The organism is Propionivibrio pelophilus DSM 12018, assembly GCF_059569095.1.
Genome location: NZ_JCANUT010000001.1, coordinates 113,549 through 140,459, shown reverse-complemented (window position 1 = coordinate 140,459; position 26,911 = coordinate 113,549). Strand labels below are relative to the sequence as shown.

General features: G+C 62.7%; 23 protein-coding genes. 12 read left to right on the top strand and 11 right to left on the bottom strand.

Annotated elements, in window-relative coordinates; genetic code table 11:
• Positions 1-63 precede the first annotated feature (63 nt).
• A complete protein-coding gene (gene hsdR, locus BO74_RS00730) occupies positions 64-2,439 on the top strand; it encodes an EcoAI/FtnUII family type I restriction enzme subunit R (protein WP_496439288.1) in 2,376 nt (791 codons plus the stop codon).
• Between the two features lie 171 nt (positions 2,440-2,610).
• Here hsdR and BO74_RS00725 read toward each other — a convergent pair whose 3' ends face one another.
• A complete protein-coding gene (locus BO74_RS00725; RefSeq protein ID WP_496439287.1) occupies positions 2,611-3,414 on the bottom strand; it encodes a ZIP family metal transporter in 804 nt (267 codons plus the stop codon).
• Positions 3,415-3,658: 244 nt separating this feature from the next.
• Between BO74_RS00725 and crcB the strand changes: the two genes are divergently transcribed.
• From crcB to eno, 3 genes are all read left to right on the top strand, one after another.
• Entirely contained in the window at positions 3,659-3,994 is a 336-nt protein-coding gene (gene crcB, locus BO74_RS00720) for a fluoride efflux transporter CrcB (protein ID WP_496439286.1), read from the top strand.
• A 74-nt stretch (positions 3,995-4,068) separates the two neighbouring features.
• On the top strand, positions 4,069-4,416 hold the full coding sequence (locus BO74_RS00715; RefSeq protein WP_496439285.1) for a DUF190 domain-containing protein: 348 nt from the start codon (positions 4,069-4,071) through the stop codon (positions 4,414-4,416).
• A 143-nt stretch (positions 4,417-4,559) separates the two neighbouring features.
• Positions 4,560-6,008 (top strand): phosphopyruvate hydratase, encoded by a 1,449-nt coding sequence (gene eno, locus BO74_RS00710; protein WP_496439283.1) that lies wholly within the window; start codon positions 4,560-4,562, stop codon positions 6,006-6,008.
• A 63-nt stretch (positions 6,009-6,071) separates the two neighbouring features.
• Here the strand turns inward: eno and BO74_RS00705 are convergent, their stop codons facing one another.
• Together BO74_RS00705 and BO74_RS00700 are read right to left on the bottom strand one after the other, a co-directional pair.
• Positions 6,072-6,956 (bottom strand): NAD(P)-dependent oxidoreductase, encoded by an 885-nt coding sequence (locus tag BO74_RS00705; protein WP_496439282.1) that lies wholly within the window; start codon positions 6,954-6,956, stop codon positions 6,072-6,074.
• 183 nt (positions 6,957-7,139) lie between these two features.
• Positions 7,140-7,697, bottom strand: a complete 558-nt coding sequence (locus BO74_RS00700; protein ID WP_496439281.1) for a thioredoxin family protein — start codon at positions 7,695-7,697, stop codon at positions 7,140-7,142.
• 51 nt (positions 7,698-7,748) lie between these two features.
• Here BO74_RS00700 and BO74_RS00695 point away from each other — a divergent pair, with 51 nt between their 5' ends.
• The 5 genes from BO74_RS00695 to BO74_RS00675 are packed head-to-tail and all read left to right on the top strand — an operon-like array spanning position 7,749 to position 12,522.
• The gene (locus BO74_RS00695) at positions 7,749-8,516 is read left to right on the top strand and encodes a 16S rRNA (uracil(1498)-N(3))-methyltransferase (RefSeq protein ID WP_496439279.1); all 768 of its coding nucleotides are present in this window, start codon (positions 7,749-7,751) and stop codon (positions 8,514-8,516) included.
• Positions 8,509-10,014, top strand: a complete 1,506-nt coding sequence (gene pap / locus BO74_RS00690) for a polyphosphate:AMP phosphotransferase (protein WP_496439277.1) — start codon at positions 8,509-8,511, stop codon at positions 10,012-10,014. The genes BO74_RS00695 and pap overlap by 8 nt, the downstream gene beginning before the upstream one ends.
• Before the next feature lie 7 nt (positions 10,015-10,021).
• Positions 10,022-11,341 (top strand): amino-acid N-acetyltransferase, encoded by a 1,320-nt coding sequence (gene argA / locus BO74_RS00685; protein ID WP_496439276.1) that lies wholly within the window; start codon positions 10,022-10,024, stop codon positions 11,339-11,341.
• A 56-nt stretch (positions 11,342-11,397) separates the two neighbouring features.
• The gene (locus tag BO74_RS00680; RefSeq protein ID WP_496439275.1) at positions 11,398-11,670 is read left to right on the top strand and encodes an oxidative damage protection protein; all 273 of its coding nucleotides are present in this window, start codon (positions 11,398-11,400) and stop codon (positions 11,668-11,670) included.
• Positions 11,671-11,688: 18 nt separating this feature from the next.
• The gene (locus tag BO74_RS00675) at positions 11,689-12,522 is read left to right on the top strand and encodes a hypothetical protein (RefSeq protein WP_496439274.1); all 834 of its coding nucleotides are present in this window, start codon (positions 11,689-11,691) and stop codon (positions 12,520-12,522) included.
• A gap of 30 nt (positions 12,523-12,552) precedes the next feature.
• Here BO74_RS00675 and BO74_RS00670 read toward each other — a convergent pair whose 3' ends face one another.
• The 3 genes from BO74_RS00670 to rpiA form a co-directional block, all read right to left on the bottom strand.
• On the bottom strand, positions 12,553-13,335 hold the full coding sequence (locus BO74_RS00670) for a GNAT family N-acetyltransferase (protein WP_496439273.1): 783 nt from the start codon (positions 13,333-13,335) through the stop codon (positions 12,553-12,555).
• A 99-nt stretch (positions 13,336-13,434) separates the two neighbouring features.
• The gene (gene phoU, locus BO74_RS00665; protein ID WP_496439272.1) at positions 13,435-14,139 is read right to left on the bottom strand and encodes a phosphate signaling complex protein PhoU; all 705 of its coding nucleotides are present in this window, start codon (positions 14,137-14,139) and stop codon (positions 13,435-13,437) included.
• A gap of 75 nt (positions 14,140-14,214) precedes the next feature.
• Positions 14,215-14,877, bottom strand: a complete 663-nt coding sequence (gene rpiA / locus BO74_RS00660) for a ribose-5-phosphate isomerase RpiA (RefSeq protein WP_496439466.1) — start codon at positions 14,875-14,877, stop codon at positions 14,215-14,217.
• 141 nt (positions 14,878-15,018) lie between these two features.
• On the opposite strand from rpiA, the gene BO74_RS00655 reads away from it, so the two are divergent.
• The 3 genes from BO74_RS00655 (at position 15,019) to BO74_RS00645 (ending at position 17,442) form a co-directional block, all read left to right on the top strand.
• Positions 15,019-15,825: a UDP-2,3-diacylglucosamine diphosphatase gene (locus BO74_RS00655; protein WP_496439271.1), complete on the top strand. Its 807-nt coding sequence runs from the start codon at positions 15,019-15,021 to the stop codon at positions 15,823-15,825.
• Complete coding sequence (locus tag BO74_RS00650) at positions 15,813-17,006, top strand: glycosyltransferase (RefSeq protein WP_496439270.1); 1,194 nt, start codon at positions 15,813-15,815, stop codon at positions 17,004-17,006. Before BO74_RS00655 ends, BO74_RS00650 begins: the two co-directional genes overlap by 13 nt.
• A 61-nt stretch (positions 17,007-17,067) precedes the next feature.
• Positions 17,068-17,442, top strand: coding sequence for a diacylglycerol kinase (locus BO74_RS00645; protein WP_496439269.1), 375 nt, complete (start codon positions 17,068-17,070; stop codon positions 17,440-17,442).
• Between the two features lie 15 nt (positions 17,443-17,457).
• On the opposite strand, the gene BO74_RS00640 is transcribed toward BO74_RS00645, so the two are convergent.
• From BO74_RS00640 to mdtD, 5 genes are all read right to left on the bottom strand, one after another.
• A complete protein-coding gene (locus BO74_RS00640) occupies positions 17,458-19,116 on the bottom strand; it encodes a GGDEF domain-containing response regulator (protein WP_496439268.1) in 1,659 nt (552 codons plus the stop codon).
• A 174-nt stretch (positions 19,117-19,290) separates the two neighbouring features.
• Positions 19,291-21,108, bottom strand: coding sequence for a dihydrolipoyl dehydrogenase (lpdA, locus tag BO74_RS00635; protein WP_496439267.1), 1,818 nt, complete (start codon positions 21,106-21,108; stop codon positions 19,291-19,293).
• A gap of 13 nt (positions 21,109-21,121) precedes the next feature.
• Positions 21,122-22,423, bottom strand: coding sequence for a dihydrolipoyllysine-residue acetyltransferase (aceF, locus tag BO74_RS00630; RefSeq protein ID WP_496439266.1), 1,302 nt, complete (start codon positions 22,421-22,423; stop codon positions 21,122-21,124).
• Between the two features lie 12 nt (positions 22,424-22,435).
• Complete coding sequence (gene aceE, locus BO74_RS00625) at positions 22,436-25,129, bottom strand: pyruvate dehydrogenase (acetyl-transferring), homodimeric type (protein WP_496439264.1); 2,694 nt, start codon at positions 25,127-25,129, stop codon at positions 22,436-22,438.
• Between the two features lie 262 nt (positions 25,130-25,391).
• Entirely contained in the window at positions 25,392-26,828 is a 1,437-nt protein-coding gene (gene mdtD / locus BO74_RS00620; RefSeq protein WP_496439263.1) for a multidrug transporter subunit MdtD, read from the bottom strand.
• Positions 26,829-26,911 lie beyond the last annotated feature (83 nt).

Below are 26,911 nucleotides of genomic sequence, written 5' to 3'. Positions count from 1 at the left end.
GCATCTCATATTTTGCAAAAAGTGAGACACAAGCTGGTTTGTAGCTCACAAGTGAGACACAACATGAACGAAGCCGAAACCCGAGCCGAACACATCGATCCCGCGCTGGCCGCAGCGGGCTGGGGCGTGGTGGAGGGCAGCCGCATCCGCCGCGAGTACCCGATCACCCTGGGACGCATCGAGGGCGCGGGCAAGCGCGGCAAGGCGCTGACGGCGGACTATGTGCTGGAGTACCGCAACACCAAGCTGGCGGTGTTGGAGGCCAAGGCTTGGGACAAGGCGCTGACGGAGGGCGTGGGCCAGGCCAAGGATTACGCGCAGAAACTTTCGGTCCGCTACACCTACGCCACCAACGGCCAGGGCATCTACGGCATCGACATGCAGACCGGCGCGGAAGACGAGCTACCCGTCTTCCCCTCGCCCGAGGCGCTGTGGCAGGCGACCTTTGCCACCGAGAATGCCTGGCGCGACCGCTTCGCCGCCGTGCCCTTCGAGGACAAAGGCGGTTACTGGCAGGGCCGCTACTATCAAGACATCGCCATCGAGCGCGTGCTGGCGGCGCTGGCCGAGGGGCGTGAGCGCATCCTGCTGACGCTGGCGACCGGCACGGGCAAGACCTTCATCGCCTTTCAACTGGCGTGGAAGCTGTTTCACAGCCGCTGGAATCTGACGGACTGGCGCTCGACGGCAGAGCCGACGCGCCGCCCGCGCATCCTGTTCCTGGCGGATCGCAACATTCTGGCGAATCAGGCTTTCAATTCGTTTTCAGCCTTTGCGGAAGATGCGCTGGTGCGCATCGCGCCGGACGACATCAAGAAGAAGGGCAAGGTGCCGAAGAACGGCAGCATCTTCTTCACGATCTTCCAGACCTTCATGAGCGGGCCGGGTGACACGCCCTACTTCGGCGAATACCCGGCTGACTTCTTCGACTTCATCATCATCGACGAGTGCCATCGGGGTGGCGCGAACGACGAGAGCAACTGGCGCAGCATTCTCGAGTACTTTTCGCCGGCCGTGCAGTTGGGCCTGACGGCCACGCCGAAACGCAAGGACAACGCCGACACCTACGCCTATTTCGGCGAGCCGGTGTTCATCTATTCGCTCAAGGATGGCATCAATGATGGCTTCCTCACGCCCTTCCGTCTGAAGCAGATCGCCACCACGCTGGATGACTATGTGTTCACCTCGGACGATACCGTGGTGGAAGGCGAGATCGAGGCGGGCAAGCGCTACGAAGAGAAGGATTTCAACAAGATCATCGAGATCAAGGAACGCGAGAGGAAGCGCGTCGAGATCTTCATGAACGAGATCAACCAGCGCGAAAAGACCATCGTCTTCTGCGCCACGCAGACCCATGCGCTGGCGGTGCGCGATCTGATCAACCAGACCAAGCAGAGCGCCGACCCGAATTACTGCCAGCGCGTGACCGCCGAGGATGGCGGGCTGGGTGAGCAGTGGCTGCGCGACTTCCAGGATAACGAGAAGACCATCCCGACCATTCTGACGACTTCGCAGAAGCTCTCGACCGGGGTGGATGCGCGCAACGTGCGCAACATCGTACTGATGCGACCGGTGAATTCGATGATCGAGTTCAAGCAGATCATCGGCCGCGGCACCCGGCTTTACGACGGCAAGGATTACTTCTCCATCTACGACTTCGTGAAGGCACATCACCACTTCAGCGACCCGGAATGGGATGGCGAGCCGCTGGAGCCGGAGGTTTGCGAACGCTGTAAGCATTCGCCCTGCGTGTGCCTCAAGGAACCGCCGCCGCCCTGCTATGTGTGCGGCAAACGCCCTTGCACTTGTCCCGAGGAGCCGTGTCCGAAATGTGGCAATCGGCCATGCACCTGCAAGAAGAAGGCAAAGGTAAAGCTCGCTGACGGCAAGGAGCGCCAGATCCAGCACATGATGGCGACGAGCTTCTGGCACCCGGATGGCACGCCGATGTCTGCCGCGCAATTCGTGAGCGCGCTGTATGGCCAGTTGCCTGAGTTCTTCAAGGACGAAGATGAGTTGCGGGCGATCTGGAGCGCGCCCGACACCCGCAAGAAGCTGCTCGCCGGCCTGGCCGAAAAAGGCTTCGGCCACGACCAGCTTGCCGAGATGCAGAAGATCATCGACGCGGAGGATTGCGACCTCTTCGACGTGTTGGCGCACATCGCCTACGCCGAGGCGCCGCTCACCCGTGAGGAACGCGCCGAGCGCGCCAAGGCGGTGATTGGCACCGCGTACAGCAGCAAGCAGCAGGCCTTCCTGAGCTTCGTGCTGGCGCACTATGTGAGCGAGGGCATCGAGGAATTGGACGAAACCAAGCTCGGGCCACTGTTGAAGCTGAAGTACAACAACGCGATCGCGGATGCATTTGCTGACCTTGGCTCGCCTGACACAGTGCGAAAGGCGTTCGTGGGGTTCCAGCAGTATCTCTACCAGAACTAGCAAGACCTGGGATCATATGGAATTGGGCTCGATCTGCCTGTGAGCAGATATCGACCAGACAACAAAAAACCAACCGGTGCCAGTTGGCTTCTTCTTTTGAAAATCCAGGACCTGCCTGCGTTCGATGCGGAGCAGCGATGGGAGTCGAACCCATGTGCCGAAGAGCACGTATCAGTGGGAGTGGGCGCCGCCGAAGACTACGACGGCGATGCCGGCGATGAGCAAGACGGTATGCCAGGCGATCGAGGTGTTTTCCCGCTTCAGGCGCGGCATCAGGTCGGCGATGGCAACGTAGAGGAAGCTCGATGCGGCAAGGGTGATGATGACCGGGATCCAGTCCTGGGCGGCGTCGAGGGCGTAATAGCCGCCGATGCCGCCGGCCACGGCCGTCAGGCTCGAGACGATGTTCCAGAACAGCGCTCGTGATCGCTTCCAGCCGGCCGCGAGGAGAATGGCAAAATCGCCGGCTTCCTGCGGTACTTCGTGAGCAATGATCGCCAGGGTGGCGCTCCAGCCGAGCGTCGGGTCGGCAAGAAACGCAGCGGCGATGAGCAGGCCGTCGGTCAGGTTGTGGAAGCCGTCGCCGATCAGGATGCTCAGCGTTCCTTCGTGTCCCGCCGGGGCGTGATGATGGCTGTGCGTGTGGTTTTCGCAGGCATTGTCGCCGGCATGGGCATCTTCCTCGGCAGGGCCGTGATGCGCGTGGCGCCAGAGGGCGATTTTTTCCAGCGTGAAAAAGGTCAGGATGCCGCCGAGCAGGATGGGAAAGGCTTCGTGCGGCGTCAGGCCCTGTTCGAGCGCTTCGGGAAGCAGGTGCAGCAGGGCCATCGCCAGCAGCAGGCCGGTGGAGAAGCTGATGGTCAGGGTGATCCAGCGGCGCGGCAGGCCGAACAGGATCAGGGCGGCGGCACAGATGCTGAGTACCCCGCCGAGCAGGCAGGCGAGGATGATCTGGGCGAGAAGAGGAAAGGTCATGGGGGGGCAGGGTTCGGAGATTGGAGTGCCATTCAAGCACAGCAGGTTTTTACACGCAACAGTGTTGCATTTAAGAATCGTTGTATTTTTGCAGTCGTCAGTGTCACTGACACCCCGATTCGGCGATGCCGGCGATGCTATAGTCAGCAAGGTTTCGGGAATGTTCCACGGCGATGTCGGCCGTGCATTCCCTTTCTGACGCATCGTGCCCTTATAAGGACGTCATTGTCAGGTTGTTCGAGTCATGTGGAAGTCGATTGCGGCGGTCTCCTTCGGTGCTGCGCCGGGTGCCCTGTTGCGCTGGCAACTTGGTGTGCGTCTGAATGCGCTGTTTCCGACCATTCCGCCGGGAACGCTGGCGGCCAACCTGGTCGGGGCGTATGTCATCGGGGTCAGTATGGCCTTCTTTGCCACTTATCCAGGGGTCTCTCCCGAATGGCGTCTGCTCATCGTGACCGGTTTCTGTTGTGGATTGACGACGTTTTCGACGTTCTCGGCTGAAATCCCGTACTTTTCCAGCAGGGTCGGTTGTTGTGGGCGGCCGGAGCCGTTGCCGGCCATGTGGCCGGATCGGTATTGATGACGCTGGCAGGGTTCGGGACGGTGGCGCTGCTGAAGAATCTTTTTTCTTGAAGCGGATTTCGGGAGGTCGGTGTGGAAGGAATATTCCTGCGTTTCTATGTTGAGGAGAACCAGCGTCACCAAGGCGTGTTGCTGTGGGAATGGCTGCTGGAAAAAGCCAGCGAACTGGGTGTGCGCGGGGGTTCCGCGTTCCGCGCGATTGGCGGCTTCGGTCGGCGTCACATGGTGCACGAAAGCAAGTTTTTCGAGTTGGCCGGCAGCGTCGTGGTCGAGGTCGAATTCGTGGTCAATGAACGCGAAGCACAGGCGCTGACGTCGATCGTGCAGCAGGAGGGCATTCGCGTGTTCTATGCGCGTATCCCGGCGTATTTTGGTGTCATCAACCCCGATGACGAGGATGCTCCGGAGATCGCAGAGTGATCATGTGCCGCGCCGGATAATGCGTAAGTCACGATGTGTTCCGGCAGGGCTTGTGGCTGGCATAACACATTTCTTTTCGTTGTATAATCACGGCCTTGTGTTTTTTTGCAGTACCTTTTCAACTTCTGTCATGGAATCCAAAAATGGCCACTGTCGCTAAAGCTGCCAAAGCCGCAACCCCCAAGAAAGCCGTTCCCGCCAAGAAGGCCGCTCCGGCCAAGAAGGCTGCTCCTGCCGCCAAGGCCGCTCCGGCCAAGAAGGTCGCTGCCAAGCCCGAAGCTACGTTCGTCAAGATCAGCAAGGTCGTTGGTCGTCAGATCCTCGACTCGCGCGGCAACCCGACCGTCGAAGTCGACATCCTGCTCGACAACGGTTTCCTGGCGCGTGCCGCCGTTCCGTCGGGGGCGTCCACCGGCGAATTCGAAGCCTGCGAACTGCGCGACGGCAACAAGAAGGTTTATCTCGGCAAAGGCGTGCTGAAGGCTGTTGAGGCTGTCAATGGCCCGATCGCCAAGCTGCTCAAGGGCAAGAACCCGCTCAAGCAGCGCGAACTCGACGACGCGATGATCGCGCTCGACGGCACCAGCAACAAGTCGAAGCTCGGCGCCAACGCCATCCTCGGTGCCTCGATGGCCATCACCGTTGCTGCTGCCAACGTCAGCAAGATGCCGGTGTGGAAGTACATCGCCAAGCTGCACAAGAACAAGGAATTCGTCCTGCCGACGCCGATGGCCAACATCATCAACGGCGGCAAGCATGCCGATAACCTGATCGACTTCCAGGAATTCATGATCATGCCGGTCGGCGCGAAGACTTTCTCGCAAGGCCTGCAGTGGATCACCGAAGTGTTCCACGCGCTGAAGAGCCTCCTGAAGAAGGGTGGCCACGTCACCGCCGTCGGTGACGAAGGCGGCTTCGCACCGAACCTGTCGAACGACGAGGCGCTGGAAGTCATCATGCAGGCCATCGCCGCCGCCGGCTACAAGCCCGGCAAGCAGATCGCCATCGCGCTCGACTGCGCATCGTCCGAGCTGTTCGACGAAGGCGGCCGCAAGGGTTACAAGTTCTGGAAGTCGAACCCGGACAAGCTGTTCACCGCCGACGAAATGATCGCCATCTATGAAGACTGGTGCAAGAAGTACCCGATCGTCTCGATCGAGGACGGTCTTGACCAGAGCGACTGGGACGGCTACGTCAAGTTCACGCAAGTGCTCGGCAAGAAGGTGCAGATCGTCGGTGACGACTTCTTCGTCACCAACCCGGCCCGCCTGAAGCAAGGCATCGACATGGGCGCCGCCAACTCGATCCTGATCAAGGTCAACCAGATCGGTACCGTCACCGAGACGCTGGACGCCATCAAGATGGCCCAGCAAGCCGGCTACGGTGTCATCTCGTCGCACCGTTCGGGTGAGACGGAAGACTCCTTCATCGCCGACCTCGCCGTCGGTACCGGTGCTGGCCAGATCAAGACCGGTTCGCTGTCGCGTACCGACCGTATCTGCAAGTACAACCAACTGATCCGCATCGAAGAGCAACTCGCTGCCAAGGCTATCTACAAGGGCCTGAAGTCGATCAAGGGCGCCGGCTTCTAAGAGTCAGCATTCCCGCAAAAAAGCGGCCTTCGGGCCGCTTTTTTTGTCCGTGTTTATTCGCGGTTATCCGCGCTGGTCGTCGAGTCCCGGATCGAGCAGGGTGCTGACGTAGTGGTCGCCGTGCCCGGCATCGACCGCCTGCTGGAAGATGTCGCGAATGTCGTTGGCCAGTCGGCAGGAGCCGCGCGGCGAGTTGTCGGCCAGGTCGCAGAAGTAGCTGTAGTCCTTGAGCGCATTGCGCAGCGTGAAGCGGCTGCCTTCGAAGTCGCCGTCGAGCGCCGGTTTGACCATCTTTTCCAGCGTTCCGGAGCGTGCGGCGCCGGCTTCCATGACCGCGTACAGCGCTTTCCAGTCGACGCCGTAATCGCGGGCACGCCGGTAGGCCTCCGCCAGCAGCGCACCGGTGCCCTGTGTGACGAAATTGTTCAGCAGTTTCGCCTGATGCCCGGTGCCGATCTCGCCAATCCGCTGGACGACGCGCGAATAGCAGGAAACGATTTCCTTCACCGCTTCGAAGTCGTCGGTGTTGCAGCCAACGAGCGTGCCGAGTTTGCCGGCAGCCGATTCGTTGGGGCCGCCCGTGACCGGGGCGTCGGCGTAGCGGATGCCTTTCGTCGCGAGCATGGCGGCGACGTCCCGTGTGACTTTCGGGTGCGATGTCGTGGCGTCGATTACCAGTGTGCCAGGGCGTAACTCCGTTGAGAGACGTTCAAGCACGCTGCGCACGATGTCGGCATTGCTGACGCACAGCAGGATGACGTCGCTCGCTGCGGCTAGGTCGGGTAGACTGTCCGTCTCCTGCGCGCCGCGCTCGACGAGTTGATCGATGCCCTGACGGTGGCGATGGATGAATACCGTCAAGGGATGGCCGGCGGCGAGCAGGTGGCTGGCCATGCCGTGTCCCATCAGGCCGGCTCCGATGAATCCGATGCGTGCGGGTGCGGACATCTCGTCGTTCCTTTCAGTGAAATTTCCTTCGATCGTAGCATGTGGTCCGAGACCTTTGCCGTCTCGCCGGACAGTCGCATGATGATGGATTCGCATTTCCGGCAATCGCCCTTGGATCCTTGCCTCGGGGTCCAAGGACCAGAACTTGCCTGCGGTCGAGCGGGCGATATTGCGAGCTCTGGCTCAGGGCGCTTTCCACTTGATCGAGCAGCCGATGCTGGCAATCTGGTCAGCGGGCCCCTTGCCGGTCGCCGCGATCTGGCGCATCGCCTCGACCAGTTCGCGGCGGGTTTCCGTGCTTGCGGCCGCCCGGCCGCTGGAGTCGAGGCGGCCGCGGTACTGTAGTTCGAGGTCTTGGTTGAAGCCGAAGAAGTCCGGGGTGCACACCGCGCCGTAAGCGCGGGCGACGGTCTGGGTCGCGTCGAACAGGTAGGGGAAGGTGAAACCGTGTTCTCGCGCCAAAATCTTCATCTTGTCCGGCGCATCGTCGGGATAGGTGACGGTGTCGTTGCTCATGATCGCGGCGACGCCGAAATCGAGCCGCTGCAGTTCCTTCATGTCGCGGCACAAACGGTCGATGACCGATATGACATACGGGCAGTGGTTGCAGATGAACATGACAAGCAGGCCTCTGGGGCCGCGCAGCGATTCGAGCGTCCAGCGCTTTCCGTCGGTATCGCACAATTCGAAGTCGGCGGCTTTCCAGCCGAAGTCGCAGACGGGGGGATTGATGGCTACCACGAAGGTCTCCTTTCTCAGCGTGAATCAACGGTTACTTTTATAATAGCCGCCATGAATGCGCCCCGATTCTACAGCCCTGAAACCCTGTCCGCGGGTGCGTGCGTCGCGCTCTCCGAAAGTGCTGCGCGACATGCCGCCCGGGTGCTTCGGTTGCGTGAAGGTGATGCCCTGATCCTGTTTGACGGGCGGGGCGGCGAATACCCGGCGCGGATCGCCCGTTGCGGGCGCGACGAGGTACTTGCCGAACTGGAAGCGTGGCGCGACAACGAATGCGAATCGCCGCTCGCGATTACCCTCGTTCAGGCCCTGCAGGCGGGCGAGAAAATGGATCTGACCGTACAGAAAGCCGTCGAACTGGGCGCGCAGCGGATCGTTCCGGTGGCCTCGCAACGCAGCGTGGTGCGCCTGGAGGGGGAGCGGGCGCGGCGGCGGGTGGAACACTGGCGCGCCGTGGCAGCATCGGCCTGCGAACAGTGCGGGCGTAATCGCCTCCCGGAAATCCGCGAGCTGGAAAGCTTGCGGCAGTGGCTGGCACGGCCGGCTGATGGCGACGTTTTGCGCCTGATGCTTGATCCGCGTTCGGCCAATACCCTGCAGACATTGCTCCGGCCCGACAGCGGACGGCGTGTCGAACTGCTGATCGGACCCGAAGGCGGGTTCGCACCGGAGGAAGATGCGATGGCCGTCGAAGCCGGATTTGCCGGTATCCGCCTGGGCCCGCGGGTGTTGCGTACGGAAACGGCCGGGCTCGCCGCGTTGGCGGCGATCCAGTGTCTGTGGGGCGACTTGGGTGACTTCGGAGGGGCGGGCGATGTTTGAGTCGGCGGAACTGGGGCACGCGATCGACAAGAAGACGTTTCGTGCCGAAGTTCCCAAGTTGCGCGAGGCGCTGCTCGACGCGCAGTTCGATCTGCGCGAGAACGGCAGTTTCCCGGTGGTGATCCTGATCTGCGGGGTCGATGGGGCGGGCAAGAGCGAGACGATCAACGTTCTTTACGAATGGATGGACCCGCGCTTCCTGTCCACGCTGGCTTTTACTGCGCCGTCCGACGAGGAGCGCGAGCGGCCGTTCATGTGGCGCTTCTGGCGCGCCTTGCCGCCCAAGGGGCGGATGGGCATCTTCGCCGGCTCGTGGTACTCGGCGCCGATCGCTGAGCGCATCGCCGGCAAACTGTCGCGCGGCGACCTCGATCAGCGGATGGATCAGATCAACCGCTTCGAGGCCATGCTGGTCAATGAGGGCGCGCTGGTTCTGAAATTCTGGTTCCATCTTTCAAAAGACGGCCAGCGGCAACGGTTGAAAGCGCTGGAGAGCGATCCGCGCACCGCCTGGCGCGTGACCAAGGAGAGCTGGGCGCGGGTGAAGACCTACGGCAAGCTTCAGGAAGCCGCCGGGCATATCCTGCGCATGACCAACACACCCTGGGCACCGTGGATCGTCATCGAAGGCACCGACGATCGCTATCGCTCGCTGACGGTCGGCAAGGTCATTCTCGATGCCCTGCGGAAACGGCTGGCGGATACCCGCGACCAGGGGTTCCCGGTGGCGCCGCCGATCGTCCAGAAGACCGACAGCCTGGACGTGCTGACGGCGCTGGATCTGACGCAGAAGCTGGACAAGAAGACATACGAAACGCAACTGGCCAAGTGGCAGGGGCGCCTCGCCGACCTCGTCCGCCACCCGGCGTTTGCTCACCGCTCGCTGATCCTGGCCTTCGAGGGCGCGGATGCAGCGGGCAAGGGCGGGAGCGTCCGGCGGGTGACGGCGGCGCTCGACGCCAGGCGTTACCAGATCGTTCCGGTGGCCGCACCAACGGAGGAAGAGCGGGCGCAGCCGTATCTCTGGCGCTTCTGGCGGCACATTCCGCGTCACGGCCGGGTGACCATCTTCGATCGGACCTGGTGCGGCAGGGTGCTCGTCGAGCGCGTCGAGGGCTTTTGCACGGAGGCCGACTGGCTGCGAGCCTACACCGAGATCAACGACTTCGAGCATGAGTTGCACGAGGACGGCGCGATCGTCATCAAGTTCTGGTTGCAGATCAGCGACAAGGAACAATTGAGGCGCTTCAAGGAGCGTGAGAAGATTCCGTTCAAGCGTTTCAAGATTACCGACGAGGATTGGCGCAACCGCGAGAAGCGTCCGGCCTACCACGCCGCCGTGTGCGACATGGTGGACCGCACCAGTACCGGCACGGCGCCCTGGACGCTGGTCGAGGCCGATGACAAGTCGTTCGCGCGCGTGAAGATCCTGAAGACCATCTGCGAGCGCCTGGAGCGGGCGCTGACTGACGAAAAACCGAAAAACGGGAAGGATTGATGACACCATGTTCGATGCCCTGAGCGCTTCGCAATTCGTTTCGCTGTTCCGGTCGGTCGCCCCGTACATCAACCTTTTCCGCGGCAAGACCTTCGTCATCGCTTTCGGCGGCAAGGCCATCTCCGGCCCGTTTGCGCGAACGCTGGCGTACGACGCCAACCTGCTGGCGGCCTTGGGCGTGCGCTTGGTGCTGGTGCATGGCGCGCGGCCGCAAATCGAGGAAGAATTGCGCGAGAAGGGGCTGGAATCGAAGACGCATGCCGGCTACCGGGTTACCGATGCGGCGACGCTAGACTGCGTCATCGATGCGGTGGGCAGCGTGTACATCGAAATCGACGCCCTGTTGTCGCAGGGGTTGCCCGACACGCCAATGGCCAACAGCACGATTCGCGTGGTGGCCGGCAACTTCATCACCGCCAAGCCGGTCGGCGTGATCGACGGCGTCGACATGCAGTACGCCGGCGTAGTGCGCAAGATCGACGCGGAGGGCATCCGCGGGCAGTTGCGTATTGGCAACATCGTGATCCTCTCCTGTCTCGGTGCCAGCCCTACCGGGGAAATCTTCAACCTGGCGATGGAAGAAGTCGCCGAGGCGACGGCGACCGCCATCGGTGCCGACAAGCTGATTTTCCTGACTGATAGCCAAGGTGTCTCCGACAGCCAGGGACAATTGCTCGACGAACTGACGGCGGATGCGGCCGAGCGCCTGATTACCGAGGGGGCGGGGCTTTCACCGGATATCCGGCGCTATCTGCCGTGCGCCGTGCGGGCGAGCCGGGCGGGCGTCGGACGTGTGCATTTGATCGGTTACAACGAGGATGGCACGCTGCTGCTCGAACTTTTCTCGCGTGACGGCGTCGGAACAATCGTTACACGCGAATCGCTGGAAATCCTGCGCGATGCGCGAGCCGATGATATCGGCGGGCTGGTCGCGTTGATCGAGCCGCTGGAAGAGAACGGCACGCTGGTGCGCCGCTCGCGCGAACTGCTCGAACGCGAAATCACGCGCTTCTCGGTGGTTGAACACGACGGGATGATCGTCGGGTGCGCGGCGTTGTACCCCTACACCGACGATCAGGCCGAACTCGCCTGCGTCGCCGTGCATCCGAATTACCGGCGCTGGGGCTATGGCGAGAAATTGATGAAGCGCATCGAGACCCGTGCGCGGGCGGTCGGCATCAAGGAGTTGTTCGTGCTGACGACGGTGACGGCGCACTGGTTCCGCGAGCGCGGCTTTGTCGAAAAGACGTTGGCCGAGCTGCCCGAGGAAAAGCGTCTGGTTTATAACCTGCAGCGCCGCTCGAAGATTTTTGCCAAGACGCTCTAGTCGGTAATTTTGAGCGGAGCGGTTTGATTCACCCCTTTATTGACGGAGTTATTTTTATGGCACGCATGGTTAATTGCATCAAGCTGGGACGCGAAGCGGAAGGCCTGGATTTCCCGCCCTATCCGGGCGAACTCGGCAAGCGGATTTTCGAGAACGTCTCGAAGGAAGCCTGGCAGCAGTGGATCCGCATGCAGACGATGGTCATCAACGAAAATCGGCTGAATCTGGCCGATGCCGGGCACCGGAAGTATCTTGCTGAACAGGTCGAGAAGCATTTCTTCGGCGAGGGGGCCGATCAGGTTCAGGGCTACGTGCCTCCCGGCGCCTGAGTCTTTCGCGGGGGGACGATGAAAAAAAATGCCTTCGTGACGATTCTGGCGCTGGCTGTCGGCGTGTCTGCCAGCACGTCGGCGCTGGCGGCCAAGAAAAAGAAGAAAGCGCCGCCGAAGGAAAAGGCGCCGCTCCTGCAACCTTTCGAGGAAGGGCAGGGGCAATTGCCGGAACACTATGCGGGAGTTGATGAGAAGCGCTTCTTCGAGATTTTCAAAAAGCAGTTAGGTGCGCTCGAAAAGAAGAAGGACGAATCTCTGGCCCAGTTCGTGGCGCGTGCCGCGGATACGGAAAAGGTCCTGAAACCGATCAGCACGAAGGATGCATACGCCTTCCTGATTGGCGGACTCTCGGCCAGCTACAACGCGGCGCGGCAGGTGTACCACTTTGGCGGCAAGAACGGCTACGGCTGTCCGGCGTCAGGCTTTCGCGAAGGGTACGTGACGTGCGCAATCAGCGATCACGTGCTGCCCGCGGAGAGTGCTGCAGCCGCGGCGGCGCCCGGCACCGAAGCGGTGACGACGCGCGAGATCCATGGGGTGGCCATCCCGATCGACAGCCTCCTCGTTCAGGACGGTTTCCAGCTCGACCGGAACAAGTTCTATTTCAATCAGGAAATTCCGGTAAGCGAGGAGAAGGCGCAGGAACTGCATGACGCAACCGTCTCGGTCCTGTTCGTCGGCAAGGTCGCCGAGGCACGGTTCGTCAATGACCGCGGCGAGAAGCTGTTGCCGGTGGTGAAACGGACGCGACAGACGACGACCTTCGAATACGACGTGCCCTTCCAGATCAGCCGGATCGTCTATTACGTCCAGCAGACCGGCGAGATACTGTACCAGGTGGCGTATTGATCTCCGGATTGCCTTCCTGTGCAGGTTGCCTCAGGCGTTGCGCCTGACGAAGTGGCGGGCGTAGCGCGCGGCGATGCTGGCCAGAGGGAGCAGCAGCGCCAGGTCGGCGGTGTTGAAGTCGGGATCCCATGCCGGGGCGCCGCAGATCGAGGCGCCGGCGCGCAGATAGCCCTTGAGCAGGGGCGGAACGGCGGCCGGCACGTTGCGGCGCAACGCCTCGATCGGTAACGGGCAGCGCGGAAAAACCCGGTATTCGGGTGAAATCATGTATTCCTGCAGGCGGGCGTAGAGGCTGGCGGCGGCATGCCCGCCGTCGGCCATGCTGATGGCGCAACTGCCGAGCAGGTGGCTATGGCCGTTCTGGTGCATGTAGCGTATCAGCCCGGACCAGAGCAGAGCGATCGTGGCGCCGATCCGGTAATCGGGATGCACGCAGGCCCGCCCGACCTCGACTATGTTCGGCCGCAGATGTGACAGGCGGCTGATGTCGAATTCGCCCTCGGTGTAGTAGTGGCCGATCACCGCGGCGTTTTCCGGCGGGAGAATGCGGTAGGTGCCGACAACGGCGCTGGTGCGGTTGTCGCGGACGACGAGATGGCGACAGAAGGGGTCGTAGATGTCTTCGTCGACGCGCGGCACCGGGCAGGTCAGCCTGGCGCCGAGTTCCTCGGCAAACACCTTGTAGCGGAGCCGCTGTGCTGCCTCGATTTCCGATGCGCTGATGGCGAGTCCGACCGAGAGGGCGGGCTGGCGTGAAACTGTCTGTGGGGCCGTCAACAGCCAGCCGGGATTCGGTATGTCTTGCGTGCTCATCGCTCCTCCTTCGTCGTCGTTTTGGAGGAACGATATCGGCTTCTCGTTACAGGCAGATGTCCGCCATGTTACGAGAAGCCACTATCTTTTCGCGACGCGTCAGTCGCCCTTCAGTTGCGCTTCGACTTCGTCGAGGCTGGCGTGCCGCACGTTGAGCCCCTTGATCATGTAGACGACGTACTCGGCGATGTTCGTCGCGTGATCGCCGATGCGCTCGATGGCCTTGGCGATGGTCAGGATGTCCAGCGAGCGAGTGATCGTGCGCGGATCTTCCATCATGTAGGTGACCAGTTGCCGCGCGATGCCGCGGTACTCGGCGTTGACCTGCTCGTCGAGGCGCACGGCCTCGGTGACCAGGGCGAGGTCGAGGCGGGCGAATCCGTCCAGGGACTGGCGGAGCATCCTCAGCGCCGTGTCGGTCATGTGGTTCAGTTCGACGTTGACCGGTGCGCCGCTGTTCTGGCTGTTGATCGAGATACCGAGGCGGGCGATCTTGCGCGCCTTGTCGCCGACGCGCTCGATGTCGGAGATCGTCTTCATGACCGAGACGACCATGCGCAGGTCGATGGCGGTCGGCTGGCGTTTGGCAATCACCTGGTTGCACAGCGCGTCGATGTCGATTTCCAGTTGGTTGATCTTCTCGTCGTCGCGGATGACGCCCTCCAGCAGAGGGATGTCGCCGCTGTACAGCCCGTCGACGGCCTTGCGGACCTGCTCCTCGGCGAGCCCGCCCATCTGCAGCACGCGGGTGCGCAGGCTTTCCAGTTCAAGATCGAAATTCTTCGACGTATGCTGCTCGTTCATGCCTCTGTCTCCGGCGCTTTTGCGTGTAAGGGGTTCGTCCCGCGAATTCTAGCGGGACAAGATTACAGTTTTGTTTCAGTCCGCAGTCATCGTTTTCACGCCTTCGGGGGTGCCGATGAGGCAGACATCGGCCGGGCGGAGCGCGAACAGGCCGTTGGTCACCACGCCGGCGATCTGGTTGATGCGCGTTTCGAGGTCGACCGGGTCGAGGATCTGCAGGCCCTTGACGTCGAGAATCAGGTTGCCGTTGTCGGTGACGAAGCCTTCGCGAATCACCGGCGTGCCGCCGAGCTTGGCGAGCTCACGCGCGACGTGGGCGCTGGCCATCGGGATGACCTCGACGGGCAGGGGAAAGCGGCCGAGGTAGTCGACGACCTTGGTGCCGTCGACGATGCAGATGAACTTGCCGGCGACCGCCGCGACGATCTTCTCGCGCGTGAGCGCGCCGCCGCCACCCTTGATCATGTGCATTTCCGGAGTGATTTCGTCAGCGCCGTCGATGTACACCGGCATGTCGGTGATTTCGTTGAGGTCGAAAACCTTGATGCCGTGGCCTTCGAGGCGCTGGCGGGTGTCCTCGGAACTGGCGACGGCGCCGGCGATTTTGTCTTTCATCCCGGCGAGGGCTTCGATGAACATCCGGGCGGTGGAGCCGGTGCCGACGCCGACGATGCGGCCTTCAACAACGTATTCAAGGGCGGCGCGGGCGACGGCCTGTTTCATTTCGTCCTGGGTCATGGTCTGGGTCATGGCTTGTTTCTTCGTAGGATTGAGGATCTGAGGGGAGCGGCTATTTTATCGAATCACCGCAGCGGTCCAAAAACAAAAACGTAATGGCAATGACACCGGTGCGTAACGATCGGACCGCACCATGCCGGCATGAAAAAGGTCCGCTCCGTTTTTCTCTCCGACATCCATCTGGGCACGCGGGCGTGCCAGGCCGACCGGCTGCTCGACTTCCTGCGCACCTACAGTGCCGAGAACCTGTTTCTCGTCGGTGACATCGTCGATTTCTGGGCGATGCGCCGCAGCATCGCGTGGACGCCGGAACAGAATACCGTGGTGCAGAAGATTCTGCGGCGCGCCCGGCATGGCGAGCGGGTGGTGTTCATCCCCGGCAACCACGACGAAGCGCTGCGCGATTTTCTCGACATTTCGTTCGGAGACATCGAGATTTGCGGCGAGCACGTGCATACGCTGGCTGACGGGCGGCGCTTTCTGCTGCTGCACGGCGACGAGTTCGACCAGATCACCCGCCATCATCGCTGGATCGCCGTGCTCGGCGATGTGGCCTACGACCTGCTGGTCCGGGCGAACATGCTGCTGTCGCTGATCCGGCGCCGCTTCGGCATGCGCTGCTACTGGTCCTTGGCCGGCTACGCCAAGCGGCGGGTCAAGAAAGCCCTGCAGTTCATCTTCGACTTCGAGGAGTCGGCGCTGCACGCTGCACGCCAACGCGGGCTGGACGGCATCATCTGCGGGCACATCCACAGTGCGGTGATTCGTGAATGCGATGACGGAACGGCGTACGTCAATTGCGGCGACTGGGTCGATAGCTGTACCGCCATCGTCGAGCATCCGGACGGGACGCTGGAACTCATTCAATGGGGCGGGATGGAACCGCCGGTCAAGGTCGGCGAGGAAACGCCGCGGTTGTCGAAGGAGCTGGTTGCATGCGTGTCGTGATGGTGTCCGATGTGTTCTTTCCCCGCATCAACGGGGTGTCGACGGCGATTCAGACGTACCGGGAGTCGTTGCGGGCGCACGGGGTGGACGTTGTGCTGGTGGCGCCGGCGTATGGCGGCGAGAAGGACGAGGAATGGGTTCGGCGGGTGCCGGCACGGCCGGTTCCCGGTGACCCCGAGGACCGTTTGGCGCGCTGGGGCGCGATGAACCGGGCGGTCGAAGCTGCGCTCGCCGAGGGCGGTGATCTCGTTCATGTGCAGACGCCGTTTCTCGCGCACTACGCGGGCATGCGGATGGCGCGCCGCTTCCGCGTTCCGGTCGTTGCCACCTATCACACCCTGTTCGAGGAGTATCTGGCGCACTACGTGCCCCTGGTGCCGTCGGGCTGGCTGAAGGCGCTGGCGCGGCGCTTCTCGCAGCGTCAGTGCAATGCGCTGGATGCGGTGATCGTGCCGTCAACCGCGATGCGCCGTCGTCTCTCCGAGTACGGGGTGACCGCAAGGCAGCACGTACTGCCGACCGGCGTCTCGCTGAATACGCCCGCCGAGGGCGCGCGCGGCTGGTTCCGCGCGCGTCATGGCATCGACGAAGCGAAGCGGGTGGCACTCTACGTCGGGCGTGTGGCGCATGAGAAGAACATCGACTTCCTGCTCGATGTCGCCGAGCAGGTGCGCGAGGGCGTTCCGGATTTTCTGCTGGTCATCGCCGGCGACGGTCCGGCCTTGCCGGCATTGCAGCAGGCGGTCGCCAATCGCGGGCTCGGCGACCGGGTCCGCTTCATCGGCTATCTCGACCGGGGCGGCGAACTGCCGGCGTGCTACGCCGCCGCCGATGCCTTCGTCTTCGCCTCGCGCACCGAGACGCAGGGGCTGGTCTTGCTCGAAGCCATGTCAACCGGCCTGCCGGTGGTGGCGCTGGCGGAAATGGGAACCGCGGACATTCTCGGGCCGGAGCGCGGTGCGCTGGTGCCGGATGGCAATCCGTACGCCTTCGCCCTGGCCCTGACGCGACTGCTCAACGACGAAGGGCTGAGGCGGCAGCTTTCCGACGAGGCGTGCAGCTATGCGGCAGAATGGTCGAGCGATGCCCTGGCCGGCCGCATGGCGGTGCTTTATCGGCAGATCGTCGCGGAACATGCCGGCGAGGTTGCTGGAGGATGTGCCGTCGTCCATGGCAATTGAACCAGTGCAGTACGACCGCAGGTATACTCGCCCGCTTCCGTCGATCCTGCGAGGAAAAAAAGTGTCCGAAGAGAGCCCGTTCAAGGGAAAAACCGGCCTGCGACGCGTCTGGAACGCGCTGCACTACTCACTGGCCGGCTTTCGCGCCGCCTATACCTGCGAGGACGCTTTCCGCCAGGAAGTGTTTCTGGCCTTGCTTCTGATTCCCGCGTCGTTTTTCCTGCCGGTGACCTGGCCCGGGCGGGCGCTGATGATCGCCAGCGTGTTGCTGGTGTTGATCGTCGAACTGATCAATTCAGCGATCGAGGCCGTCGTGGACCGCGTCTCGCTCGATCGGCATCACTTGTCGAAACGGGCCAAGGACGTCGGCAGCGCGGCGGTCCTGCTGGCGCTGGTGAATGTAGCGCTCGTCTGGGGATGCGTGCTGCTGGCCTGAGACGACTTCTGACGCTCAGGAGTTGTCCGGGAACAGATAGGGTTGCAGGAAACGGAAACTTTCGTCGTCGGCGCGTGCCTGGCGTACGCGGTTGCGCCCGTGTTGCTTGGCTTCCAGCAGGGCGAAGTCGGCGGCTTCGGTGAGCAATTGGGCCGTTGGAAATTCGCTGAGCGAGGCGATGCCCGCGCTGAACGTGGCAAACAGTGCGCCTTTGGCATGCGCATGCGGCAGCAAGGAAAAATCCTCGCGGATGCGTTCGATGACCGCCCGGGCCTGCCCCGTCGAGATATCCGACAGCGCAACCAGAAATTCCTCGCCGCCGTAGCGGCCGATCAGGTCGGATGAGCGCAGGCGGCCCTTGAGCAGCCAGGCGAGCCCGCGGATAACCTGGTCGCCGACCGGATGGCCGTAGGTGTCGTTGATCGACTTGAAATGGTCGATGTCGATCATCACGACGGTAAGCTGCGAGGCGGGCGTGGTTCTCTCCACCATCGCTTTCAGTAGCGACTTCGCCGCCGTGTGGTTGAGCAGTCCGGTCAGTCCGTCGTGCCGGGTGGAACGCAGCGTCTCGCGAAAACGCTCGATCTTGGTCTTGACGACGGCGGCGAGCAGGACCGGGTTGAACGGCTTGTTGAGAAACTGGTCGCCGCCGAGGCGCAAGGCCTCGACTTGCATGCTGACGTCCGATTCGCTGGACAGATAGACGATCGGCAGGGAGCGATAGGTCGATATCTGGCGCAACACGCGGGTCGCCTCGACGCCGTTGAAGCGGGGCATGTGCATGTCCATCAGGATCAGGTCGGGCTGATAGTTGCGCATTTCCTCGATGAGGCGGCCGGGGTCGCGCACGGCGCGGCTGTCGATGCCATGTTCGGAGAGCGTGCGCTGGATCAGCGTCAGCGCCACGAGCGAGTCTTCCACGACCAGCACGCGGTATTTCTCCGGCTCGAAGTTCTGTACCAGGTCGAGGACGCAGTTGAGGACCATGGTCGCGCCCTCCTCGATCGGGATCGTCTGGTCGATTCCCGAACGCATCAGGGCGACAATGTTGTCGATGGCCGGCTGCGCACCGACATAGATCAACTGGCTGGTGGCGCAATGCGAACGTATCTCGTCAATCTTGCGGTGTTCGTCGTTTGCGGAATCGGAACCGGGAAAGAACAGCACGGCCAGCGGCGCATCGCTGATCGGCAAGGGATCGTTCCATCCGATTTCCTCGGTCTGGAAACCGAAGAAGTCGATCTGCTGACGCAGGGCATCGGCGGCGTCGAGCATGTCGTCGGAGACGACCAGCCACACCAGGCGGGGCTTGATCCACTCGATGTTGCGTGGTTCCTCACGGGGTTCTTCCTGGCGTCGCTCCCGGGGGGCGCTGCGTGAATTTTCGACGGTGCCGAGGAGTGTGCTGACCTGGCGTTGCAGCAGGGCGATGTCCTGGGCGGGAAGGGGGTGCGATTCCGGGGTGCCCAGGCGGGCCAGCGCCAGATTTTCCAGTCCTTCGCACAGCCTGACCAGTCCGGGCAGGCGCATCCGGCTGAAATGCTCGGCCAGGCTGTTGACCGTCACGGCGAATTCGATGAACTGGTCGAATGACCCGCCGTTGAGGTAATTGCTCCACCGCGTATGCAGGATATGTACACGCTCATCGATGACGCTGGTGTTGGAAGATGCCATGGCGATGGTCCTTCGGGAGACCGGTCATTATGACGAAAAGGCATCGCCGAAACAATTGGAATGTGCCGCGACAAGAGTGTGCTTTTCCCGGTTGGCAATGGCTGACCAAGGATGAAAAAAGCGCCATTCGCGGGTTGATCCGCGAATGGCGCGTCGATGGCCGGTCGGAAACGACTATTTCTTGCGTGCCGGCGGCAGATCCGTGCAGGTGCCGTGCGCGACTTCGGCGGCCATGCCGATGCTCTCGCCGAGCGTCGGGTGCGGGTGGATTGTCTTGGCGATATCCACCGAGTCGCAGCCCATTTCGATCGCCAGCGCGACCTCGCCGATCATGTCTCCGGCCGCGGGGCCGACGATCGCACCGCCGATGACGCGATGCGTTTCCTTGTCGAAGATCAGCTTGGTGAAGCCGTAGTCGCAACCGTTGGCGATGGCGCGGCCGGAGGCGGCCCACGGGAACTTGGCGGTTTCCACCGCGCGCCCTTCCTTCTGCGCCTGGGCTTCGGTGTAGCCGACCCAGGCGACTTCCGGATGCGTGTAGGCCACGCTCGGGATCACCGTCGCGTCGAAACCGGTCTTCTGCCCGGCGGCGACTTCGGCGGCGACGTGGCCTTCATGCACGCCCTTGTGCGCCAGCATCGGGTTGCCGACGATGTCGCCGATGGCGAAGATGTGCGGCACGTTGGTGCGCATCTCCCGGTCGACCGGGATGAAACCGCGGTCGGTGACGTTGATGCCGGCCTTCTCGGCGCCGATCTTCTTGCCGTTCGGCGAACGTCCGGCGGATTGCAGGATCATGTCGTACCTGACGGCATCGGCCGGAGCGTTTTCGCCCTCGAACTTGACGTGCAGGCCGCTGTCACGAATGTCCACGCCGACGGTCTTGGTCTTCAGCATCACATTGTCGAAGCGGTGCAGGTTCTGCTTTTCCCAGACCTTGACGGCGTCGCGGTCGGGGCCCTGCATCAGGCCGTCGAGCATTTCCACGACATCGACGCGGGCGCCGAGCAGCGAATACACCGTGGCCATTTCCAGACCGATGATGCCGCCGCCGATGACCAGCAGCTTCTCCGGCACGAAGCGCAGCTCCAGCGCGCCCGTCGAATCGACGATGCGCGAGTCCTGCGGCAGGAACGGCAGATGCACCGGCGCGCTGCCGGCGGCGATGATGCATTTCTGGAAGTGGATGACCTTGCGCTGCCCGGTCTTTTCCTGGCCCTTGCCGTCGGTGACCTCGACCTCGACGTGGTTGGCGTCGAGGAAGGTGCCGAAGCCACGCACGATGTCGACCTTGCGCGCCTTGGCCATGCCGGCGAGGCCGGTGGTCAGCTTGCCGACGACCTTGCCCTTGTGCGCGCGCAGCTTGTCGAGATCGATCTGCGGCGGTGCGAAGGTGACGCCGGTTTCCGCCATGTGCGCGGCTTCTTCCATCACCGTGGCAACGTGCAGCAGCGCCTTCGAGGGAATGCAGCCGACGTTCAGGCAGACGCCGCCGAGCGTCGAGTAGCGTTCGACGATGACCGTCTTCATGCCGAGGTCGGCGGAGCGGAAGGCGGCCGAATAGCCGGCCGGACCGGCGCCGAGGACGAGCATTTCGCACTCGACATCCACCTTGCCGGTGAATTGGCCTGCGGCGGGGGCGGGAGCCGGGGCCGGAGTGGATGCGGGAGTCGCCTGCGCAGCAACCGGAGCTTCCGGCGCAGGCGAGGCTGTGACCGTTGCGGCCGGAGCCGCTTCGGTGGTGCCGGCTTCAGCGGTTTCCAGCTGCGCGATGACGCTGCCCTCGGAAACCTTGTCGCCGACCTTTACCGTGATTTTCTTGATGACCCCATCGGTCGGGCAGGGAACGTCGATCGTCGCCTTGTCCGATTCGAGGGTCAGCAGCGCGTCTTCGGCGCTGACGCTGTCGCCGACCTTCACCACGATGTCGATGACCGGCACGTTCTTGAAATCGCCGATGTCGGGAACCTTGACTTCAATAATCTGGCTCATGTGTTCCTCCCGATCAGACCAGCGCCCGGCGCATGTCGGCGAGCAACTGCGCGAGGTAAACGTTGAAGCGGGTGGCCAGCGCGCCGTCGATGACGCGGTGGTCGGCGGAGAGCGACAGCGGCAGGGTCAGGCGCGGGACGAATTCCTTGCCGTTCCACACCGGCTTCATCACCGACTTGGAAACGCCGAGGATGGCCACTTCCGGCGCATTGACGATCGGCGAGAACGCCGTGCCGCCGATGCCGCCGACGCTGGAGATGGTGAAGCAGGCGCCGGTCATGTCGGCCGGGCCGAGTTTCCCGTCACGTGCTTTTTTGGCGAGTTCGCCGCATTCCGTGGCGATCTGGCTGACCGACTTCTGGTCGACGTTCTTTACCACCGGAACGACGAGGCCGTTCGGCGTGTCGGCGGCGAAGGCGATGTTGAAGTATTTCTTCAGCACCAGATTCTCGCCGTCGAGTGAGCTGTTGAACTCGGGGAATTTCTTCAGCGCCAGTTCGCAGGCCTTGATCAGGAAAGCGAGCATGGTGATCTTCACGCCCGACTTTTCGCCGGGTTTTTCATTTTCCTTGTTCAGCGCGACGCGGAAGGCTTCCAGGTCGGTGATGTCGGCATCCTCGTGGTAGGTGACCGCCGGAATCATCACCCAGTTGCGCGCCAGGTTCTGGCCGGAAATCCTCTTGATCCGCGACAGCGGCTGCACCTCGATCGGGCCGAACTTCTCGAAATCGACCTTCGGCCAGGGCAGCAGGTCGAGTCCGCCGCCAAGGCTGGCGGCCGCGCCGGCGACCGGGCCGGCCTGCATCACGCCCTTGACGAAGGCGGTGACGTCTTCCTTGAGGATGCGTCCCTTGGGACCGGACGCCGGAACCTTGGTCAGGTCGACGCCGAGCTCGCGGGCGAACAGGCGCACCGACGGGCTGGCGTGCGTCTTGCCGAGGACGGGCTTCTCTTCCGCGTTGGAGATGCGCGGCGCCGGGATCGGTGCGCGCGGCGCTTGCGGCGTTGGCGGCGCAACGGGTTTCGGCGCCGGGGTGGCGGCGGCAGGCGCTTCCGCTACCGGGGCTTCGGCCGCGACCGGTTCGATCAGGGCGATCACAGTTCCCTCGGAAACCCGGTCGCCGAGACCGACGCGCAGTTCCTTGACGACGCCGGCTTGCGGCGCGGGGACGTCCATCGTTGCCTTGTCCGATTCGAGGGTGATCAGCGGGGCGTCGGCTTCCACCGTGTCGCCTACCTTGACGCACAGCTCGATGACGGGGATGAGGGAAAAATCGCCGATGTCCGGGACTTTGACTTCGATTGCTTGACTCATGAAATCGCTCCTTTAGACCGTCATCGGGTTCGGTTTGTTGATGTCGATGCCGTACTTGACGATGGCCTCGGCGACCTTGCTGCGGTCGATGCTGCCCTCGTCGGCCAGCGCCTTGAGCGCGGCGACGGTGACCCAGCGCCGGTCGACCTCGAAGAAGTGCCGCAGCGCCTGGCGCGTGTCGGAGCGGCCGAAGCCGTCGGTGCCCAGCGTGACGTAGCGGCGGTCAATGAACGGCCGGATCTGCTCGGCGTAGAGGCGGACGTAGTCGCTGGCGGCGATGATCGGGCCTTCGGTCTTGCCGAGGCAGCGCTCGACGTGGCTCTGCTTCGGCTTCTCGGACGGGTGCAGCATGTTCCAGCGCTGCGCGTCCTGACCGTCGCGGGCCAGTTCGTTGAAGCTCGGGCAGCCCCACAGGTCGGCATCGACGCCCCAGTCGTTCTTCAGCAGGTCGGCGGCAGCGATGACTTCGCGGAAGATCGTGCCGGAACCGAGCAGCTGGACACGCGGCGCCGGATTCTTCGCCTTGGTCTTTGCGCCCTTGCGGAGCAGGTACATGCCTTTGATGATGTCCTTCTCGGCACCCTGCGGGATTTCCGGATGCTCGTAGTTCTCGTTCATCACCGTCAGGTAGTAATAAACGTCCTCCTGCTCCTTGAACATCCGGCGCATGCCTTCCTGCATGATCACGGCGATCTCGAACGCAAAGGTCGGGTCGTAGCTGATGCAGTTCGGGATCAATCCGGAGAGGATCAGCGAATGGCCGTCCTCATGCTGCAGGCCTTCGCCGTTCAGCGTGGTACGCCCCGCCGTGCCGCCGACGAGGAAGCCGCGGGCGCGCTGGTCGGCCGCTGCCCAGCAGAGGTCCATGGTGCGCTGGAAGCCGAACATCGAATAGCAGATGTAGAACGGCACCATCTGCACGCCGTGCACCGAGTAGGCGGTGGCGGCGGCGATCCAGTCGCTCATCGCACCGGCTTCGTTGATGCCTTCCTGCAGGACCTGGCCGGTCTTCGATTCCTTGTAGAACATCAGCTGGTCATGGTCTTCCGGCAGGTATTGCTGGCCCTGCTGGTTCCAGATGCCGACCTGGCGGAACAGCCCTTCCATGCCGAAGGTGCGCGATTCGTCGGGAACGATCGGCACCACGTGACGGCCGATGTTCTTGTCCTTGAGCATGATGTTCAGTGCGCGCACGATCGACATCGTCGTCGACACCTCGCGGCCTTCGCCGGAAGCCTTCAGCAGCGGGTCGAAGGCGGACAGCGGCGGGATTTCCAGCGGTGCGGCGGTGCGGCGGCGTTGTGGCAGATTGCCGCCGAGCGCGGCGCGGCGTTCGCGCATGTAGGCGAGTTCGTCCGAGCCCTCGTCGAACTTGATGTACGGCAGTGATTCGATTTCGTCGTCGCCGATCGGCAGCTTGAAGCGGTCACGGAAGCCGAGCAGGGACGTGCGGTCGAGTTTTTTCTGCTGGTGCGAGATGTTCATCGCTTCGCCGGCCTCGCCCATACCGTAGCCCTTGACCGTCTTGGCCAGGATCAGCGTTGGCTGGCCCTTGTGCTCGACGGCGGCCTTGAAGGCGCTGAAGATCTTGAAGATGTCGTGGCCGCCGCGATTGAGGTTCCACACGTCGGCGTCGGTCCAGTCGGCAATCAGTTCCTTCAGCTCCGGCGTGTTGAAGAACTTCTCGCGCACGTAGGCGCCGTTCTTGGACTTGAAGGTCTGGTATTCGCCGTCGACGATTTCCATCATGCGCTTCTTCAGGATGCCTTTTTTGTCGCGCTCGAACAGCACGTCCCAGTGGCGGCCCCAGATCAGCTTGATGACGTTCCAGCCGGCGCCGCGGAAGGTGCCTTCCAGTTCCTGAATGATCTTGCCGTTGCCGCGTACCGGACCATCGAGGCGCTGCAGGTTGCAGTTGATGACGAAGATCAGGTTGTCGAGTTTCTCGCGTGCAGCCATGCCGATGGCGCCGAGCGATTCGACTTCGTCCGTCTCGCCGTCGCCGAGGAAGGCCCAGACCTTGCGGTCCTGCGCCTCGACGAGATTGCGGCTTTCCAGGTAACGCATGAAGCGCGCCTGATAGATCGCCTGGATCGGCCCGAGGCCCATCGAGACGGTCGGGAATTGCCAGAAGTCAGGCATCAGCCAGGGGTGGGGGTACGACGACAGGCCGTTGCCGCCGACTTCCTGGCGGAAACTGTTCAAATGTTCCTCGGTCAGTTGGCCGAGCTGGAAGGCACGGGAGTAAACGCCGGGAATCGAATGGCCCTGGAAAAATACCAGATCGCCGCCGTGCTTTTCAGAGGGGGCGCGCCAGAACCAGTTGAAACCGACTTCATAGAGCGCTGCCGACGAAGCGAAGGAGGCGATGTGTCCGCCGACGTTGGTGTGCTTGTTGGCGCGCATGACCATGGCCATGGCGTTCCAGCGGATGAAGTTGCGGATGCGGATTTCCAGGGTGGCGTCGCCCGGGTAATTCGCCTGGCGCTCGACCGGGATGGTGTTCACGTACTCGGTCGTCGCACTGTACGGGATGTCGATGCCTTCCTCGCGGGCCTGGGCGATCATCCTTTCGATCAGGTAATGGGCGCGCTCGGCGCCTTCGTTTTCTAGGACTCCGGCCAGCGCCGAAAGCCATTCGAGGGTTTCCTGCGGATCGGCATCTTCTTGGGCGAGAGGATAGTGTTGTTCTGGATTTGGTGCCATGACTTGCCTCCTGGTCTGCGGATGATTGGCCTGCGGAACATTCATTGTAGATGAACGCTGCAGGGGTGAAACGACCTTGCTTGTTGTAAGGGCTATTTGTTTGTTGCCTCTTATTTTATCGCGATGCGAAACGGTGTTTCGCGAAGTGAAAAATAAAAAACGAAACATCCGACCCGCGGGAAGGGGGAAAAGTTCAATCGGTGCGTGCCGAAAATCGCAGCGTGGAGATGTATCGACAGCGGTGCCAGCGCCTGGGTTCGAGCTAGGCTTCGTCGTCTTCGCGGAGGCGGCCTTTCGAACTGGTCTCGCCGTGCGGTGTCTCGCGTTTCAACTGCATGAAAATGGCGGCGGCGAATGCCGACATCAGTCCGATACACAGATAGGTCTTGTGAAAGGCGGAGAGAAGTGCCGGCGAGTCGGGCAGGTTGTGCAGGTCGACAAAGCCGCCCAGCAAGGCCGCCGACGAGGCGACGCCGAGACTGTTCGAGAGCTGCATTACCACCGAGAGCAGGCTGTTGCCGCTGGCGGCGGTGTCGGGGCCGAGGTCGATCAGCGTCAGGCCGTTCATGGCGGTGAATTGAATGGAGTTGATGCCGCCGAAGACGGCGAGGTAGGCATAGAGCAGAGGGCGCGGGGTTTCGCTGCCGATGAGCGCGAAACCGGAGATCATCAGCCCGAGCAGCAGCGTATTGACGCCCAGCACATTGCGGAAGCCGAAACGATCGATGAGGCGGGGGGCGAGCGGCTTGACCGCGATGCTGGCCAGCGCCAGGGGAATCATCGAGGTGCCCGCCTGGGTCGGGGAGAACCCCAGGCCGAGTTGCAGCAGCAACGGGGTGAGAAAAGGCATGGCGCCGCTGCCGAGGCGAGCGAACAGGTTGCCGACGATCCCGACGGCAAAGGAATGGACCTGGAACAATCGCGGCGAAAACAGCGGATACGCCGAGCGCGTCGAATGCAGGCCATAGGCGGCCAGCGCGGCCAGTCCGCCGGCGAGCATGAGCAAAACACGGGCATGGGGCAGGTTCAGTTCGCCCAAGCCTTCAAAACCCATCGAAATGAGGATCATGGCAGCGGCGAAGAGCAGGAATCCAGGCCAGTCGAAGGCGTGCCGGTCCATCTGCTTCCACTCCGGCATGAAGCGCGAAGCGGCGAGACTGCCGATCAGGCCGACGGGGATGTTGATCAGGAAAATCCAGTGCCAGCTTGCGTATTCGACCAGCCAGCCGCCCAGTGTCGGTCCCATCAGCGGTCCGAGCAGGCCTGGAATGGTCACGAAGCTGAGTACCCGGACGAGTTCGCCGCGGGGGTAACTGCGCAGAATGGCCAAGCGGCCGACCGGCATCATCAGCGCGCCGCCAATCCCCTGAATCACACGGCCGGCAAGCAGCCAGCCCAGCGTTGGCGAGAGGGCGCAAAGCAGCGATCCGGCGGAAAAAAGCGCGATGGCGGCGATGAACACCCGCCGCGACCCGAAGCGGTCGGCCAGCCAGCCGGACGCTGGAATCAGGACCGCCACCGTCAGCAGATAGCTGATGACCGCCGACTGCATGTTCAAGGGGCTCTCGTTCAGGGCGCGGGCCATGGTGGGCAGCGCCGTGTTGAGGATGGAACTGTCCAGCGTCTGCATGAACAGCGCCGTGGCGACGATCCAGGGAAGGAATCGGTTCGCCGGGGAGTCGGTGCCAGTGGGGAGCATCGCGGTCCTGACAAGCAATGAGCGGGCGGCGCTTCGGAGCGCGGCCCGCTCATTGTAGATCGCCTGCTGCGAAGCAGCGCGCA

Excerpts from the sequence above, each read along its gene's own strand:
- BO74_RS00680 (WP_496439275.1), top strand. The coding sequence starts at position 11,398 with ATGGCACGCATGGTTAATTGCATCAAGCTGGGACGCGAAGCGGAAGGC.
- BO74_RS00725 (WP_496439287.1), bottom strand. The coding sequence starts at position 3,414 with ATGACCTTTCCTCTTCTCGCCCAGATCATCCTCGCCTGCCTGCTCGGC.
- BO74_RS00650 (WP_496439270.1), top strand. The coding sequence starts at position 15,813 with ATGCGTGTCGTGATGGTGTCCGATGTGTTCTTTCCCCGCATCAACGGG.
- eno (WP_496439283.1), top strand. The coding sequence starts at position 4,560 with ATGGCCACTGTCGCTAAAGCTGCCAAAGCCGCAACCCCCAAGAAAGCC.
- lpdA (WP_496439267.1), bottom strand. The coding sequence starts at position 21,108 with ATGAGCCAGATTATTGAAGTCAAGGTTCCCGACATCGGCGATTTCAAG.
- phoU (WP_496439272.1), bottom strand. The coding sequence starts at position 14,139 with ATGAACGAGCAGCATACGTCGAAGAATTTCGATCTTGAACTGGAAAGC.
- crcB (WP_496439286.1), top strand. The coding sequence starts at position 3,659 with ATGTGGAAGTCGATTGCGGCGGTCTCCTTCGGTGCTGCGCCGGGTGCC.
- hsdR (WP_496439288.1), top strand. The coding sequence starts at position 64 with ATGAACGAAGCCGAAACCCGAGCCGAACACATCGATCCCGCGCTGGCC.
- BO74_RS00640 (WP_496439268.1), bottom strand. The coding sequence starts at position 19,116 with ATGGCATCTTCCAACACCAGCGTCATCGATGAGCGTGTACATATCCTG.
- BO74_RS00705 (WP_496439282.1), bottom strand. The coding sequence starts at position 6,956 with ATGTCCGCACCCGCACGCATCGGATTCATCGGAGCCGGCCTGATGGGA.
- mdtD (WP_496439263.1), bottom strand. The coding sequence starts at position 26,828 with ATGCTCCCCACTGGCACCGACTCCCCGGCGAACCGATTCCTTCCCTGG.
- BO74_RS00670 (WP_496439273.1), bottom strand. The coding sequence starts at position 13,335 with ATGAGCACGCAAGACATACCGAATCCCGGCTGGCTGTTGACGGCCCCA.
- BO74_RS00675 (WP_496439274.1), top strand. The coding sequence starts at position 11,689 with ATGAAAAAAAATGCCTTCGTGACGATTCTGGCGCTGGCTGTCGGCGTG.
- argA (WP_496439276.1), top strand. The coding sequence starts at position 10,022 with ATGTTCGATGCCCTGAGCGCTTCGCAATTCGTTTCGCTGTTCCGGTCG.
- rpiA (WP_496439466.1), bottom strand. The coding sequence starts at position 14,877 with ATGACCCAGGACGAAATGAAACAGGCCGTCGCCCGCGCCGCCCTTGAA.
- aceE (WP_496439264.1), bottom strand. The coding sequence starts at position 25,129 with ATGGCACCAAATCCAGAACAACACTATCCTCTCGCCCAAGAAGATGCC.
- BO74_RS00695 (WP_496439279.1), top strand. The coding sequence starts at position 7,749 with ATGAATGCGCCCCGATTCTACAGCCCTGAAACCCTGTCCGCGGGTGCG.
- pap (WP_496439277.1), top strand. The coding sequence starts at position 8,509 with ATGTTTGAGTCGGCGGAACTGGGGCACGCGATCGACAAGAAGACGTTT.
- aceF (WP_496439266.1), bottom strand. The coding sequence starts at position 22,423 with ATGAGTCAAGCAATCGAAGTCAAAGTCCCGGACATCGGCGATTTTTCC.
- BO74_RS00655 (WP_496439271.1), top strand. The coding sequence starts at position 15,019 with ATGAAAAAGGTCCGCTCCGTTTTTCTCTCCGACATCCATCTGGGCACG.